Source organism: Comamonas sp. (assembly GCF_036666375.1).
Classification (GTDB): Bacteria; Pseudomonadota; Gammaproteobacteria; order Burkholderiales; family Burkholderiaceae_C; genus Comamonas.
On the sequence record NZ_JAVWWA010000012.1, the window covers coordinates 58,470 to 73,801 of the forward strand.

At 64.9% G+C, this 15,332-nt stretch carries 13 protein-coding genes and 1 pseudogene; 6 read left to right on the plus strand and 8 right to left on the minus strand.

Going from position 1 to position 15,332, the window contains the following annotated elements; all coding sequences use genetic code 11:
• The first annotated feature begins 816 nt into the window (after positions 1 to 816).
• Complete coding sequence (locus RR928_RS04900; RefSeq protein WP_332539795.1) at positions 817 to 1,059, plus strand: hypothetical protein; 243 nt, start codon at positions 817 to 819, stop codon at positions 1,057 to 1,059.
• Positions 1,060 to 1,189: 130 nt separating this feature from the next.
• On the opposite strand, the gene RR928_RS04905 is transcribed toward RR928_RS04900, so the two are convergent.
• Positions 1,190 to 1,327: a hypothetical protein gene (locus RR928_RS04905; RefSeq protein ID WP_332549238.1), complete on the minus strand. Its 138-nt coding sequence runs from the start codon at positions 1,325 to 1,327 to the stop codon at positions 1,190 to 1,192.
• A gap of 104 nt (positions 1,328 to 1,431) precedes the next feature.
• Here RR928_RS04905 and RR928_RS04910 point away from each other — a divergent pair, with 104 nt between their 5' ends.
• Positions 1,432 to 2,913, plus strand: coding sequence for a Ppx/GppA phosphatase family protein (locus RR928_RS04910; RefSeq protein WP_332539793.1), 1,482 nt, complete (start codon positions 1,432 to 1,434; stop codon positions 2,911 to 2,913).
• Positions 2,914 to 2,949: 36 nt separating this feature from the next.
• On the opposite strand, the gene ppk1 is transcribed toward RR928_RS04910, so the two are convergent.
• The gene (gene ppk1 / locus RR928_RS04915; RefSeq protein ID WP_332539800.1) at positions 2,950 to 5,049 is read right to left on the minus strand and encodes a polyphosphate kinase 1; all 2,100 of its coding nucleotides are present in this window, start codon (positions 5,047 to 5,049) and stop codon (positions 2,950 to 2,952) included.
• A gap of 322 nt (positions 5,050 to 5,371) precedes the next feature.
• Here ppk1 and RR928_RS04920 point away from each other — a divergent pair, with 322 nt between their 5' ends.
• Entirely contained in the window at positions 5,372 to 6,298 is a 927-nt protein-coding gene (locus RR928_RS04920) for a Ppx/GppA family phosphatase (RefSeq protein ID WP_332539791.1), read from the plus strand.
• Between the two features lie 79 nt (positions 6,299 to 6,377).
• Here the strand turns inward: RR928_RS04920 and RR928_RS04925 are convergent, their stop codons facing one another.
• Positions 6,378 to 6,635, minus strand: a complete 258-nt coding sequence (locus tag RR928_RS04925; protein WP_332539801.1) for a hypothetical protein — start codon at positions 6,633 to 6,635, stop codon at positions 6,378 to 6,380.
• Between RR928_RS04925 and RR928_RS04930 the strand changes: the two genes are divergently transcribed.
• Positions 6,540 to 8,687: a sensor domain-containing protein gene (locus RR928_RS04930; protein WP_332549241.1), complete on the plus strand. Its 2,148-nt coding sequence runs from the start codon at positions 6,540 to 6,542 to the stop codon at positions 8,685 to 8,687. The two genes, RR928_RS04925 and RR928_RS04930, sit on opposite strands and share 96 nt — an antisense overlap.
• 34 nt (positions 8,688 to 8,721) lie before the next feature.
• On the opposite strand, the gene glmM is transcribed toward RR928_RS04930, so the two are convergent.
• The 4 genes from glmM to RR928_RS04950 form a co-directional block, all read right to left on the minus strand.
• Positions 8,722 to 10,056 (minus strand): phosphoglucosamine mutase, encoded by a 1,335-nt coding sequence (glmM, locus tag RR928_RS04935; protein WP_332539790.1) that lies wholly within the window; start codon positions 10,054 to 10,056, stop codon positions 8,722 to 8,724.
• Positions 10,057 to 10,089: 33 nt separating this feature from the next.
• The gene (folP, locus tag RR928_RS04940; RefSeq protein WP_332539789.1) at positions 10,090 to 10,935 is read right to left on the minus strand and encodes a dihydropteroate synthase; all 846 of its coding nucleotides are present in this window, start codon (positions 10,933 to 10,935) and stop codon (positions 10,090 to 10,092) included.
• Positions 10,936 to 11,021: 86 nt separating this feature from the next.
• Positions 11,022 to 12,977: an ATP-dependent zinc metalloprotease FtsH gene (gene ftsH / locus RR928_RS04945; protein ID WP_332549239.1), complete on the minus strand. Its 1,956-nt coding sequence runs from the start codon at positions 12,975 to 12,977 to the stop codon at positions 11,022 to 11,024.
• A gap of 184 nt (positions 12,978 to 13,161) precedes the next feature.
• Complete coding sequence (locus tag RR928_RS04950) at positions 13,162 to 13,815, minus strand: RlmE family RNA methyltransferase (RefSeq protein ID WP_332540355.1); 654 nt, start codon at positions 13,813 to 13,815, stop codon at positions 13,162 to 13,164.
• A gap of 32 nt (positions 13,816 to 13,847) precedes the next feature.
• Here RR928_RS04950 and RR928_RS04955 point away from each other — a divergent pair, with 32 nt between their 5' ends.
• Both RR928_RS04955 and RR928_RS04960 read left to right on the plus strand, forming a co-directional pair.
• Positions 13,848 to 14,324: a YhbY family RNA-binding protein gene (locus RR928_RS04955; protein ID WP_332549240.1), complete on the plus strand. Its 477-nt coding sequence runs from the start codon at positions 13,848 to 13,850 to the stop codon at positions 14,322 to 14,324.
• Between the two features lie 21 nt (positions 14,325 to 14,345).
• The gene (locus RR928_RS04960) at positions 14,346 to 15,098 is read left to right on the plus strand and encodes a glycosyltransferase (protein WP_332540352.1); all 753 of its coding nucleotides are present in this window, start codon (positions 14,346 to 14,348) and stop codon (positions 15,096 to 15,098) included.
• 89 nt (positions 15,099 to 15,187) lie between these two features.
• Here the strand turns inward: RR928_RS04960 and RR928_RS04965 are convergent.
• Positions 15,188 to 15,332: pseudogene (locus RR928_RS04965) on the minus strand (DUF4149 domain-containing protein); the annotation flags it as partial.

Below are 15,332 nucleotides of genomic sequence, written 5' to 3' on the forward strand. Positions count from 1 at the left end.
GCAGGCGCTGTCGCGGCTGCCACTGGAGAAACTGCAGGCGCTGTCGCGGCTGCCACTGGAGAAACTGCAGGCGCTGTCGCGGCTGCCGCTGGAGAAACTGCAGGCGCTGTCGCGGCTGCAACCGGCGAAGCTGCAAGCGGCCGGGCCAAGCCCTGCGGGGCCAGCTTGACGGGTGCTTGTGGCTGCCGGGCGCAAGCCTGCGAACCTGCGGGCGCGGAGGTCGGCGGAGACAAAGTCGGTGGCAGCACGGTCACGGCAGGCTGCGGCGCCGGCATGGCAACAGATGCTGGTGCGATGGCAACAGCCGCGGCGGGCACTGGTGCAGGGACGACGACCGGCACCGCGGAAGTCATCACGGCTGGCGCAACGATGAGGGCAGGCCCTTGCCCGGGCTGGCCGTCCACCGGCGAATCATCGCCGGAGGGCGGGAGGACCGTTGTTTGCTGTGGAAGCGCTGGTGTAGCGTGCTGCGGACTCGCCGGTTTGCGATGCAGTGCCAGAATCTCCTGGCCTATCGAAGGGCCTAGCCTCCTCGGGGGCGGTGGCGGTGGCGGTGGCGGCGATTTAGACGCGTGGTCCTCACTTTCACCGTGTACCCGGGTCCTGCGCTGCATCAAGGCCTTGAGCAGGAAGGCGGAATCCTGAATACCATCGTCCTGGTGCGCAATCGGTGGCGCGGACGAAGGTACAGGGACACGTAGAGGTGCAGATGGGGGTGCGATTGCCCGTGCGGGTCGGGGTGGCGGCACGGAAGGGGTTACCGGCAAGTTCCATTCCTCATCGTCCGACTCCGACTGCACAGGCGGCGCGGCATATGTGGAAAGCTTTGCCCGCAGATTGTCGAACGGAGTCGGTGCGGCCGGGGGGGCAGGAGCCGGCGGCGGGATTGCGTGCAATTGCACGTCGCGCCGCTTTATGGCGTCCAGCATCTGGCCGCGTTCATTAGCCAGCGCCGCGCCGCTCGAAGCCATCACCGCGCAGGCCACGGCGATGGCGGTGGAGCTTTTCTTGAAACCCATCAATTCACGATTCATCTTCATTTCCATTCAAGAGAACTAAGGGATTCGTGAGCCGATGGTCAAGAATGTCGAGGACCTGGAAATGCGCCCCCTGCATCGACAGCGAATTCTTAAAAACAATCAAACAAATTTGTTGATAGTCTTTGGCTATTTTATGAGATTTTAAAAATTTATTGAATTTTTAAATCAATAGCTATTGCAGATAAACCACGAAATCTTGGCAGCTGCGCGCGCAGCGGCTTCTTCGGCGGCGCGCCCAACGTGGTCAGCGCGCCAGACCTCACTTCTGTTGCATCAATTTCACGCATTTGCCACATTCCGGGTGTACGCTCCTGCTCCACGAGGTGGTGCGTGCCGCGGCACCACCACCCATTGCCCTCCACGCCCAGCGTCTCGTGACCGGTTTCAGCCCATGCCCCACGCCCAATCGTTTGCCGCCATCGATCTCGGATCCAACAGTTTTCGGCTCGAGATCGGCCACTTCTCCCACCACCACTTCCAGCGCGTGGAGTACCTCAAGGAAACCGTGCGCCAGGGCGGCGGCCTGGACGCCGAGCGCTATCTGTCCGAAGAGGCAATGCAGCGTGGCTGGGATTGCCTGGCGCGTTTCGGCGAGCGCCTCGCGGGCTTTCCCGCAGCCCATGTACGCGCGGTTGCAACCCAGACACTGCGCGAAGCGCGCAACCGCGAGGCCTTCGTGAAGCGCGGCTCCGAGCTGCTGGGCTACCCGATTGAAATCATTTCCGGCGAGGAAGAAGCCCGTTTGATCTACCGCGGCGTGAGCAGCCTGCTGCCGCCTTCGGACGAGCGGCGCCTGGTGATCGACATCGGCGGACGTTCGACCGAGCTGGTGCTGGGCCGGCAGCAGGAAGCCCAGCAGGCGCTGTCGCTGCGCCTGGGCAGCGTGGCCTGGTCGCAGCGCTATTTCCCCGAAGGCGAGCTCAGCCGTGCGGCCTTCTCGCTCGCGGCCGTGGCCGCGCGCGCGGTGCTCGACGAAGCGCTGGACATCATCCATGGCGGCGACTGGGACACCGTCTACGCATCCTCGGGAACGGCCGCGGCCATTGGCGACATCCTGGCCGCGAGCGGACGCACGCCGGGCATCATCGACCTGGAAGGGCTCGAATGGCTGCACGACAGTCTGGTGCGTGCCCAGAGCACGGACCAGATCCGGCTCGCCGGTCTCAAGGAAGAGCGGCGCGCGGTGATTGCAGGTGGCGTGAGCATCATGCAGGCACTGTTCGACCTGCTGCAATTGCGCTCTCTGCGCGTGGCCGAAGGCGCACTGCGCCAGGGCGTGCTGCACACGCTGGTCGAGCAGGACCCGCTGTGCACCGACCTGCGCAGCGCCGCCGTACAGGGCCTGATGCAGAAGTATTGCGTCGATGCCGACCAGGCACAGCGCGTGGCCGGTGTCGCGCGCAACCTGCTCGAACAGCTCGCCCCCGAGACCTCGGCCGAACACCACGAACCGCTGCGCCATGCGGCGCTGCTGCACGAGATCGGCAGCCATATCGCGCACAGCAACTACCACCGCCATGGCGCCTATGTGCTGCAGAACACGTCGGCCGCGGGCTTCACGCAGGCCGAGCGCGACCTGCTCGCCCAGCTGGTCTGCGGCCAGCGCGGCAAGCTGCGCAAGCTCGAGCCCGAAATGCTCATAGAGCCACGGAATGTCTACCCGTTGCTGGCCTTGCGCCTGGCCGTGCTGCTGTGCCATGCGCGGCGCCCGCCCGAACTCGCGAGCCTGCAGATCGAAGCCGACGGCCCGTGCTTCAAGCTCAGCGCCGGCAACAACTGGTCAGCGACCTATCCCCAGTCGGCATTCCTGCTCGAGGAAGAGCAGCAGGCCTGGCTCAAGACCCACTGGCAACTCGAGCTGAACTGGAATTGAAAAACCCCCTAGGGCAGGGGGTAGAAGTGCTTTTTCTTATTCCGGCTGGGCCTGCAGCGCCGGCCCGTAGCGCCCCATGAGCGCATTCTGCGCGCCGTTGCCGTCGAAAGGCCTGGGCGAGCGCGTGTAGGTGCCGTCCGGATTGAGCGTCCAGGCATCGCGGTCATCGTGCAGATAGGCCACGAGGCATTCGTCGACGATCTGCTGGCGCAGCGCGGCGTCGCGCACCGGCCAGGCCAGCTCGATGCGCCGCATCATGTTGCGGTTCATCCAGTCGGCGCTCGACAGGAACAGCTCCTCCTTGTCGCCCTGGCGGAAGTAGAACACCCGCGTGTGCTCGAGAAAACGCCCGATCACGGAACGCACGCGGATGTTGTCGGTCAGGCCCGGGCGCTGGGGCGCGAGCATGCAGGCGCCGCGCACGATCAGATCGATCTGCACGCCCTTTTGCCCGGCCGCGATCAGCGCGTGGATCAGCGCCTCGTCGGTCAGCGCGTTCATCTTCGCGACGATGCGCGCGGGCTGGCCCTTGGCCGCGGCCTCGCCGGTCTGGGCGATGAAAGCAAGCATCCGGCTGTGCAGATGGAATGGCGCCATGATCAGGCGCTGCAGCTGCGGCAGATGGTTGTGGCTGGCCAGATGGTTGAACACTTCGTCCATGTCGGCCGTCACCGTCGGGTCCGAGGTCATGTAGCCCAGGTCGGTGTAGAGCCTGGCGCTGCGCAGGTTGTAGTTGCCCGTCGACAGATGCCCGTAACGGCGCAGCCTGCGGCCTTCTCGCCGCGTGATCAGCATCATCTTCGCATGGGTCTTGAGGCCGACCACGCCGTAGACCACCTGGGCGCCCACCAGCTCCAGCGCCTCGGCCCAGTTGATGTTCGCTTCCTCGTCGAAGCGCGCCTTGAGTTCGACCACGGCCATGACCTCCTTGCCACGGCGCACGGCCTCGGCGAGCAGATCCATGAGTTCAGAGTCGGAGCCGGTGCGGTAAATGGTCTGCTTGATGACCAGCACGTTGGGGTCGTTCACGGCCTCGCGCAGCAGCGCCAGCACGCCTTCGAAGCTCTCAAACGGCTGGTGGATCAGCACATCGCGCTGGCGCAGCTGGCCCATGATGGACACGCCGCGCTGCAACTGGCGCGGCCATACCGGCTGCCATGGCGGAAACAGCAGCGCGGGATCGTTGACCAGATCGACGAGCTGTCCCAGGCGCACCAGATTGACCGGGCCGGGCACGCGAAACAGTGCCTGCGGCGGCAGATGGAACTGCGCGAGCAGCAGATCGGCGAGGAACGGCGAGCAGCCCGCGGACACTTCCAGGCGCACGGCCTGGCCGTAATGCCGGTGGTGCAGGCCCTGGCGCAAGGCCATGCGCAGGTTGCCGACATCTTCCTCGTCCACGGCCAGCTCCGAGTGGCGGGTCGCGCGGAACTGCGAGAACTCGACCACTTCACGCCCGGGGAACAGCTCCTTGAGATGGGCGCGCACGATGCTCGACAGGCTGACGAACACGCGCTGCTTTCCCGCGACCTTGGCCGGCAGGCGCACCAGCCGGGGCAAGGCGCGCGGCACCTTCACGATCGCAACCTCATTGGTGCGACCGAACGCATCGGGGCCCTTGAGCCGCACGATGAAGTTCAGCGCCTTGTTCGCGACCTGGGGAAACGGATGCGCGGGGTCCAGCCCCAGCGGAATCAGCAAGGGCCGGACTTCGGTCAGGAAATATTCGCGCACCCAGCGCCGCTGCACGCTCGAGCGATCGCCGTGCGAGAGAATGCGTATGCCATGGCCCTCGAACGCCGGCACCAGCGCCTTGTTGTAGAGCTCGTACTGGCGTGCGACCAGGTTGTGGGCCTGCTCCATCAAGGCCTGGAACGAGGCCGTCGTGTAGACGCCCTGCCCGTCGCCGCTGAGTTCGGCCGTGATGTGCGGCGCGGCCCGGACCTCGAAGAACTCATCGAGGTTGGACGACACGATGCACAGGTAGCGCAGACGCTCGAGCAAGGGGACGTCGGCGCGCACCGCCCAATCGAGGACCCGGTCGTTGAACGCCAGGATGCAGTGATCGCGGTCCAGCAGCACGCTGCCGGGCACAGCCACAAGCCTGTGGACCGACTCGGGCTCGGCAATGTCCATGGGTTCGACCGCAGCGGCCTGCGCGTCGGAGGGGGATTCGACGCCCGAGGGATCGCCGTCCGAAGGCGATGTCAGGTCTATCGATTCGGCCTCCAAAGGGGCAGCGCGCTCCGGATGGGTAGAGGTCAGAGTGGTCACAAACAATCCTACAACGTGCGAAAGACGCGGCGCCGCTGAGTATTGACCGCGTTTGTGTCAGCAAGATGACAATGACATTCAGCCATCGCGCAAGCTGTCTTGCGCCTGCGACTGGCATGGAGCTCGGACGATGCGCAGCTAAGGTGCTAAGCTGCGCGCTTTTTTGACCTATCTCCCTTCTTCCATGCAAGATGCCAGCCTGCTCGCCGCCATCGATATCGGCTCCAACAGCTGCCTGCTGGAAATCGGACATTTCGTCGGCGATCGCCTCGTGTCACAAACCTGCCGCAAAGAGACCATCCGCCTGGGCGGATCGCTGGACGCGCAGGGCCAACTCAGCAGCGAAGCCATGGAGCGGGGCTGGGCCTGCCTGCAACGCTTCGCACCGCTGATCGCCGATCTGCCGCGCGAACGCGTGCGCGCCGTGGCGACCCAGACGCTGCGCGAAGCCACCAATCGGGCACTTTTTCTCGCGCGCGGTAGCGATATTTTGGGCGTTCCGATCGAAGTGATCAATGGCGAGGAAGAAGCGCGTTTGATCTATCAGGGCGTGGCCCGGCTGCTGCCGCCCTCGGCGCGCAGACGCCTGGTGATAGACATCGGCGGCCGCTCCACCGAACTGTGCCTGGGCCAGGGTTTCGAAGCCCGGGTCACGCGCTCGGTGGAGATAGGCAGCGTGGCCTGGTCGCTGCGGCATTTTGTCGACGGGGGACTGCGGCCCGCGCAATTTGAAGCCGCCCGATCCAGCGCGCTGGCGCTGCTGCGCCCCCAGGCCGAGGACTTCGCCGCCACGAACTGGGAACAGGCCTATGGTGCGTCGGGCACGGCCGGTGCCATCAGCCGGGTGCTCGCGGCACAGACCGGTGTCCCCGGCCTGATCACGCGCACCGGCCTGACCTGGCTTCAGGCGCGGCTGCAGCAGGACGGCCACAGCAGCGCCGTGCATCTTGCGGGCCTGCGCGAAGAGCTGCGCCCGGTGATAGGCGGCGGCGTGAGCGTGATGCAGGCCGTGTTCGAGCTGTTCGGTATAGAACAGATGCGCGTCACCCAGGGATCGCTGCGCCACGGCCTGCTGTATGGACTGCGCGCGACGGCGCCGGTCCTACCTTAATGTGCCGACACATGAAAGAGTCAGCCCCACAACCAGGGAGAACCCGAGGGACTGGTGAAGAAGTATCAAATGCTACACTTCAGTAACATCCATTGCCCAGTGGAGCGCCAGCATTTGCCGCACCGGGCCCACCCCATTCGCTAGAGCGCTCCACGTGCCGTCCTCCAATACCGTCCCAATCGACGCAATTGAGCGCATCATGCGCGAGCAGCACACCCTTCTGGCAAGCGCCGGCGTAGGCATTGCTTTCATGCATCGACAGGAAATCGTTCGCTGCAACGAACGTTGCGCCGAAATCTTCGGCCATTCCGCGGCCGACGAGATGCTGGGGCGCCATGGGGCGTCATTTCATCCAGATACCCGAACGTTCTATCGCCTGGGCAAGCTTGCGCGGGTGCGGATGGCCAAGGGCCTCACCTTTCGCACCGAATGCCAGCTGCGCCGCCGCAACGGCGCGCTTTTCTGGGGCGGCGTCACGGGCCGGCTGATCAATCCCACGCGGCCCGAAGAAGGGTCCATCTGGACGCTCAACGACATCGACGAGCAGCGCCAGGCGCAGACCATGCTCAACACCGCGCTGCGCGAAAAGCAGCTGCTGTTCGACCATGCGAGCGTGGGCATCATCTTCATGCGCCGCGGACATCTGACGCGCTGCAACGGCCATTTCGAGACCATGCTGGGCTACGGGCCCGGCGAGCTGATAGGCACCAGCGCGCACAACTGGTTCGCGAGCACCGCAGAATGGGAGCGCCTCGAGGAGAATTTCACGCGCCAGCTGACCGTGGGCCTGAGCTTCGAGGGCGAGATGATGCTCTGCAAGAAGGATGGCGGCACGGTCATCTGCGAGGTGCGCTGCAAGCTCATCGACGCCAATGATCCCAGCCAGGGCACGATCTGGATCACGGTCGACATCACCGAGCGCACCCAGGCACAGGCCGCGCTGGCCAAGGTGCACGAGCAGCTCGAGCAGCAGGTGCGCGACCGCACGCGCGAACTCAGCGCCACGGTCGAAGACCTGCACCGCGAAATGGCCGACCGCAAGCGCGACCAGGACCGCATCTACTGGCTCGCGCATTACGATCCGCTGACCGGCCTGCCCAACCGCACGCTGCTCGCCGACCGCAGCACCCAGGCCATACAGCTGGCGCGCGACAACGACACGCCGCTGGCCGCAATCTTTCTGGACCTGGACCACTTCAAGCATGTCAACGATTCGCTGGGCCATCGCGTGGGCGATACCCTGCTGGTGCAGATCGCCAAGCGCCTGCGCTCGGTGGTGCGCGAAAAGGACACGGTCTCGCGCATAGGCGGCGACGAATTCGTGCTGCTGCTGCCCGGCGCCAACGCGCACGGCGCGGCGCGCGTCGCCGACAAGCTGCTCGAGGCCTCGCGCCAGCCCTACCAGATCGACCACCATGAACTTACCATGGCGCCGTCCATGGGCATTGCGCTGTACCCCCAGGACGGCATGGACTTCGACACGCTGACCCAGTCGGCCGATGTCGCGATGTACCACGCCAAGCTCGACGGCCGCAATACCTTCCGCTTCTTCACGCCCGAGATGCGCGCCCAGTCGCTGCGCGCGCTGCAGCTGGAAAATGCGCTGCGCCGCGCGCTCGAGCGCGACGAGCTGCAACTGCACTACCAGCCCCAGGTGCGCATACGCACGGGCCGCGTGCACAGCGTGGAAGCCCTGCTGCGCTGGAACCATCCCAAGCTCGGCCCTATCTCGCCTTCGGAGTTCATTCCCGTGGCCGAGGACACGGGCCAGATCCTGCAGATCGGTGAATGGGTGCTGCGCAATGCGGTCAAGCAGCTCAAGGCCTGGCGCGAATCGGGCCTCACGGATCTCAAGGTCGCGGTCAATCTGTCGGCCATCCAGTTCCACCAGCCGCAGCTGCCCGATCTGGTCAGCCAGATCCTGCACGCCGCGGCCGTGCCGCCCGATGCGCTGGAGCTCGAGCTGACCGAAGGCGTGGCCGTCGACGACCCGCGCGCCGCGACCGCGACCATGGACCAGCTGCGCTCGCGCGGCGTGCGCCTGTCGATAGACGACTTCGGCACGGGCTACTCGTCGCTGAGCCAGCTCAAGCGCTTCCAGATCTACAAGCTCAAGATCGACCAGTCGTTCGTGCAGGATCTGGACCACGACGGCAACGATCGCGCCATCGTCAGCGCCATCATCCGCATGGCCCAGGCGCTGGGCATGCAGACCACGGCCGAAGGCGTGGAAACCGAAGCCCAGCTGCAGTTCCTGCGCGACATGGGCTGCGACGAAGCCCAGGGCTACTACTTCAGCCGTCCCCTGCCGCCGGGCGAGGACCTGCTGCAATTCCTGCGCAGCCGCCAGGCGCCGGGGTTCTCCAAAACGCCCGCCCTGCCGCTCTGAGCCCCGCGCGCCCGTTTCAGGCGCACAGCAGTGGTCAGCCTGCGCGCGCTGCGTCGGCGAGCTGCTGCGCGCAGCGGCTGGCCTGCTGCTGGTCGCGCGCTTCGACCATGACGCGCAGCAGCGGTTCGGTGCCGCTGGGACGAATCAGCACGCGGCCGGTATCGCCGAGCTCGGCCTGCACGGCCGCCAGCGTCTGCTCGAGCAGCTGGTTGTTCTTCCAGTCCTGGCTGGGCGCGAGGCGCACGTTGATCAGCACCTGGGGATAAAGCGGAACGGCTTCGAGCCATTGCGCCAGCGTCCTGCCGCTGCGCACACAGGCCTCGAGCACCTGCAGCGCGCTGATCAGGCCGTCGCCCGTGCTGTGGCAATCGAGCGCCAGCAGGTGGCCCGAGCCTTCGCCGCCCAGCAGCCAGCCATTGCGCGCGAGCTCCTCGAGCACATAGCGGTCGCCGACCTTGGCGCGCACAAAGCCCACGCCCCGGGCCTTGAGCGCCGATTCCACGGCCAGATTGGTCATCAGCGTGCCGACCACGCCGGGAACGTTCTCGCCGCGCGCCAGGCGGTCAGCCGCGAGCAGATACAGCAGTTCGTCGCCGTTATACAGCCGGCCCTTGGCGTCGACCACGAGCAGGCGGTCGGCATCGCCGTCCAGCGCAATGCCGTAGTCGGCATTATTGGCGCGTACCGCGCGCACCATCGCCTCGGGATGGGTCGCGCCCACGCCATCGTTGATGTTCAGGCCATCGGGCGCGCAGCCCATGGCGATGACTTCGGCGCCCAGCTCGTGGAACACCTTGGGCGCGATCTGGTAGGCCGCGCCATGGGCCGCATCGACCACGATCTTCAAGCCCTTGAGCGTGAGTTCGTGCGAAAAAGTGCTCTTGCAGAATTCAATGTAGCGGCCCGCGGCGTCATCGAGCCGGCGGGTCTTGCCCAGCGCCGCGGAGTCGGCCCACACGGGGTCTTCCTTCAATGCGCGCTCGACATCCTCTTCCCAGCTGTCGGGCAGCTTGCTGCCCTGGGCGCTGAAGAACTTGATGCCGTTGTCGGGATAGGGGTTGTGGCTGGCGCTGATCACCACGCCCAGGCTCGCGCGCTGGGTGCGCGTGAGGTAGGCCACGCCCGGCGTGGGCAGCGGCCCGAGCAGCACCACATCGACGCCTGCGGAGTTGAAGCCCGACTCGAGCGCGCTTTCGAGCATGTAGCCCGAGATCCGCGTGTCCTTGCCGATCAGCACCGTGGGGCGCTCCTGCGTGCGGCGCAGCACGCGCCCTACCGCATGCGCCAGGCGCAGCACAAAGTCGGGAGTGATGGGCGTGCGCCCCACGGTGCCTCGAATGCCATCGGTGCCGAAATATTCACGAGCCATTGCAAACCTTCTTGTCTGGATTAATGCCGGCGGTCAACCAGCCCATGCAGCATTGTCGTTCATGGCCTGCCAGACTTTGAGCGTCATCACGGTGTCACGCACGTCATGCACGCGCACAATGCGCGCGCCGCGCTCCACCGACAGCAGCGCCGCGGCGACGCTGGGCACCATGCGCTCGCCCACGGGCAGGCCGGTGACCTGACCCAGCGATCCCTTGCGCGACCAGCCGGCCAGCAGCGGATAGCCCAGCGCGGCCAGCTCCGGCTCACGCGCCAGCAGCGCGAAATTCTGCGCCACGGTCTTGCCGAAACCCGTGCCCGCGTCGAGCACGATGCGCGCGCGCGCCACGCCCAGCGCTTGCAGCGCCTGCGCCGAAGCCTGCAGGAAGTCGCGTACCTGGACCACCACATCGCCCTGCATGTGGTCGCGGTCCATGCTTTGCGGCACGCTGTGCATGTGCATCAGGCAGACGCCGCACTGCGCGTGCCCTGCCACCACCGCGGCCGCGCCCGGCTGGCGCAGCGCCCAGATGTCGTTGATGATGTCCGCGCCCAGGTCGAGCACGGCCTGCATCACTTCGGGCTTGTAGGTGTCGACCGAAATCGGCACGCCCAGCTTCACGGCTTCGCGCACCAGCGGCACAACGCGCGCCAGCTCATCCGCGAGGCCCACCGCGGGGCTGCCCGGACGCGTGGATTCACCACCGATATCGAGAATGTCGGCGCCGTCCTTGAGCAGCTGCTCGCAATGTGCGAGCGCGGCGCCCAGGCTGTCGTGCGCGCCGCCGTCCGAGAACGAATCGGGCGTCACGTTGACGATGCCCATCACCTGCGGGCGCTCAAGGTCCAACAGGAAGCGGCTGGTTTGCCATTGCTGCATGCTCATTGTTCCGAATTGAAAAAGTCCTTACCCAAAAGAAAGCGGGGCCCTAGGGCCCCGCTGTCATGCTGTCGCTGCCTGAGGCGTCATGCGGCGTTGGGCGCCGCATCCGCGCCAGGCGTTGCTGGCGGCGTTGCCGCGGCATCGGCCTTCACCGCAGGCGTGCCGCCGCTGGCATCGTCGCCGCCCGAAGGAGGAATGCGCGGCGTCCAGTCCTTGGGCGGACGCGGCGCACGGCCGGCCATGATGTCGTCGAGCTGCTCGGCGTCAATCGTTTCCCACTCGAGCATGGCCTTGGCCATGGCGTGCATCTTGTCGCTGTTGTCTTCGATGAGCTTGCGCGCCAGAGCGTACTGCTCATCGATGATGCGGCGCACTTCCTCGTCGACCTTCTGCATGGTCTGCTCGCTGACGTTGTTGGTCTTGGTCACCGAACGGCCCAGGAACACTTCGCCTTCGTTTTCCGCGTAGACCATGGGGCCCAGCGCTTCGGTCATGCCGTAGCGCGTGACCATGTCGCGCGCAATCTGCGTCGCACGCTCGAAGTCGTTGCTCGCGCCCGTGGTCATCTGGTGCATGAACACTTCTTCGGCAATACGGCCACCAAACAGCATCGCGATCTGGTTGAGCATGAACTCCTTGTCGAAGGAGTAGCGGTCCTTCTCGGGCAGGCTCATGGTGACGCCCAGCGCGCGGCCGCGCGGAATGATGGTGACCTTGTGCACCGGATCGCACTTGGGCAGCAGCTTGCCGATCAGCGCATGGCCGGCTTCGTGGTAGGCCGTGTTGCGGCGCTCTTCCTCGGGCATGACCATGGACTTGCGCTCGGGGCCCATGATGATCTTGTCCTTGGCCTTCTCGAAGTCCTGCATCTCGACAGTGCGCGCATTGCGGCGCGCGGCCATCAGGGCGGCCTCGTTGCACAGGTTGGCCAGATCGGCACCCGACATGCCGGGCGTGCCGCGGGCAATGATGCCGGGGTTCACGTCCTGGCTCACAGGGATCTTGCGCATGTGCACGTTGAGGATCTGCTCGCGGCCGCGGATATCGGGCAGCGTCACATAGACCTGGCGGTCGAAACGACCGGGACGCAGCAGCGCCGCATCGAGAATGTCGGGACGGTTGGTGGCCGCGACCACGATCACGCCCATGTTGGTCTCGAAGCCGTCCATCTCGACCAGCATCTGGTTGAGTGTCTGTTCGCGCTCGTCGTTGCCGCCGCCCACGCCGGCGCCACGCTGGCGACCGACCGCATCGATTTCATCGATGAAGATGATGCAGGGGGCATTTTTCTTGGCGTTCTCGAACATGTCGCGCACGCGGGCCGCGCCCACGCCGACGAACATTTCGACGAAATCGGAGCCCGAGATACTGAAGAACGGCACCTTGGCTTCGCCGGCGATCGACTTGGCCAGCAAGGTCTTGCCGGTACCCGGAGGGCCGACCAGCAGCAGGCCACGCGGAATGCGGCCGCCGAGCTTCTGGAACTTGCTCGGGTCCTTGAGGAAGTCGACGACTTCCTTGACTTCTTCCTTGGCTTCGTCGCAGCCGGCGACGTCGGCGAAGGTGACCGTATTGTTGTTCTCGTCGAGCATGCGCGCCTTGCTCTTGCCGAAGCTGAAGGCGCCGCCCTTGCCGCCGCCCTGCATCTGGCGCATGAAGTAGACCCACACGCCGATCAGCAGCAGCATCGGGCCCCAGCTCACGAGCAGGGACATCAGCAGCGAGCCTTCTTCGCGGGGCTTGACGTCGAACTTGACGTTGTTGGCGATCAGGTCGCCCACCAGACCACGGTCCAGGTAGGTGGCCGTCGTGCGCAGCTTGGAGCCGTCCGCCGCGACAGCGACGATCTCGGTGCCGCCCTGCCCTTCCTGGATGGTCGCACTCTTGATGCGGTTGTTGCGAACTTCTTCCAGAAATTCGGAATAGCCGATGTGACCGGACGCAGCGCTGGTGCGGGTGTCAAATTGTTTGAACACCGTAAACAGCACCATGGCGATGACCAGCCACACGGCAATTTTTGAAAACCACTGATTGTTCAAGCGGGGCTCCAGATGGAATGCAGAGAAAGGGTCACGAAATCTTCATGACCTATTTGGGGACCATTTTAGGTGCTTCAAGGCGACGCACCCCTAATTCCCTTCATGTCGCGCAGATGCGCAGGGCATTCGAGGGTATTCCCTGGGCAGATGACAGCGGCTGACCGAGGCGGATCCGGCGCTGCGTCTACTTCAGACCCATGCCGACCAGAAAGGTTTCCGACGACTTGACGCGCGACGACTTGGGCTTGATCGGCTTGACGGCCTTGAAGGTCTGCTTGAACAGCTCGACGAGCTCGCTGTAGCCGCTGCCGTGGAACAGCTTCACGACCAGCGCGCCTTCGGGCTTCATGTGCTGCTTGGTGAAATCCACGGCCAATTCGACCAGCAGCGCAATGCGCGCGGCGTCGGTGGCGTCATTACCCGACAAATTTGGTGCCATATCGGACACCACCACATCGACCTTCTTGCCTTCGAGCAGGGCCTCAAGCTCGGCAAGCACCGACTCCTCGCGGAAATCGCCCTGCAGGAAATGCACGCCCTCGATGGGCTCCATGTGCAGGATATCGAGCCCGATGATGCGGCCATTGAGTTCGCCCACCGCAGCGCCCTTGGGAGACAGCTTGCGGCGTACGTACTGGCTCCAGGCCCCGGGAGTGCAGCCCAGATCGACCACGAAATCGCCGGGCCGTATCAGGTTCAGCTGCTCGTCGATCTCCTTGAGCTTGTAGGCCGCGCGGGCGCGAAAGCCCTCAATTTTGGCGAGTTTGACATAGGTGTCGTTGACATGGTCATTGAGCCATGCCTTATTGACCTTCTTGCTTTTGGTCTTGGTTTTCATGCTGATTACGTCCTGCCTAGATAATACGGGCCATGCCCCAAATTCAATTGACTCCCGCCGAGCGCCGGGAACACCGCGCCAACGCCCACCATCTCGACCCCGTGGTCATGATCGGTGGCGACGGCCTCACGCCCGCCGTGCAAAAAGAGATAGACGCGGCGCTCAATGCGCACGGTCTGATCAAGGTTCGCGTCTTCAATGACGATCGTGCCGCACGCGACCAGATCTACCAACAACTCGCCGAAGAACTCAGCGCCGCTCCTATCCAGCACATCGGCAAGCTGCTCGTGCTGTGGCGCCCGATTCCCGAAAAGGAAAAGACCGTCGACGAGGACCGCATGCCCGGCCCACGCGACGTCAAGGTGCTCAAGTTCAGCTCGCGCGGTGGCCAGCGCCCCGAAGTCAAGCAACTGCGCGTGCTGGGCAACCAGCGCCTGACCGCAGGCGGCATGGTAAAACGCGCCAAAGTGAAACAAAAATCCGTCAAAAAGCGCCAACAAGGCGACTAAAGTCTTTTTGTTGCGCTGCCCATGAACGCCATTCCGAATATTCCAGCGCGCCAGCGCCATGTCATCTGCATGAAGTGGGGCACGAAATACGGCCCTGAATACGTCAACCGGCTCTACGCCATGGTGCGGCGCAATCTGCAAGGTGATTTTCGCTTCATCTGCCTGACCGACGACAGTCAGGGGATTCGCGCCGAAGTCGAGTGCCTGCCAATTCCCTCGCTGGACCTGCCCAAGGGCTTGCCCGAGCGCGGCTGGACCAAGCTCGCCACGTTCACGCCCGACCTTCACGGTCTGCGCGGCACGGCGCTGTTTCTCGACGTCGACGTGGTCGTCACCGGCCCGCTGGACGACTTCTTCACGCAGCCCGGCGAGTTCCTGATCATCCACGACTACAAGCGCCCTTGGCGAATCACGGGCAATTCTTCCGTGTATCGCTGGGAGCTGGGTGCGCATCCCGATGTGCTCGCGTACTTTCGCAGCCACTTCGAGGAGATACGCAAGCAGTTCCGCAACGAGCAGGCCTATCTGTCCGACTTCCTGCACCGCCAGGGAAAGCTGCAGTATTGGCCCGCCGAGTGGTGCCCGAGCTTCAAATACCACGGCATTCCGCCCTGGCCGACCAACTACTGGAAAGCGCCGTTCGTGCCCGCAGGCGCGCGCGTGGTGATCTTCCACGGCGAATGCAACCCGCCCGACGCACTGGCCGGCCGACGCAACCGCCGTTTTCGCTTCATCAAACCCGCGACCTGGGTCGCGGACTACTGGCACGAGTGATTCTGCCGGGCGCCCGGCGCCCGGACAGACAAAAAAGGCGGTTCCTTGGAACCGCCTTTTTTTCGCTCCGGCGCGCCGCGCCGCGGCGCTCAACGCTGCGCGGCGCACAGACGCCATAGCACGCGCAAGGCGCAAAGCCATTGCACCGCATACATCAGCGTGCCCACGCTGTGCCACAGCTTCAGGTCCTGTTTGGCGACAATGCGCGGCGCGACGCCGAACTGCACCAGCAGC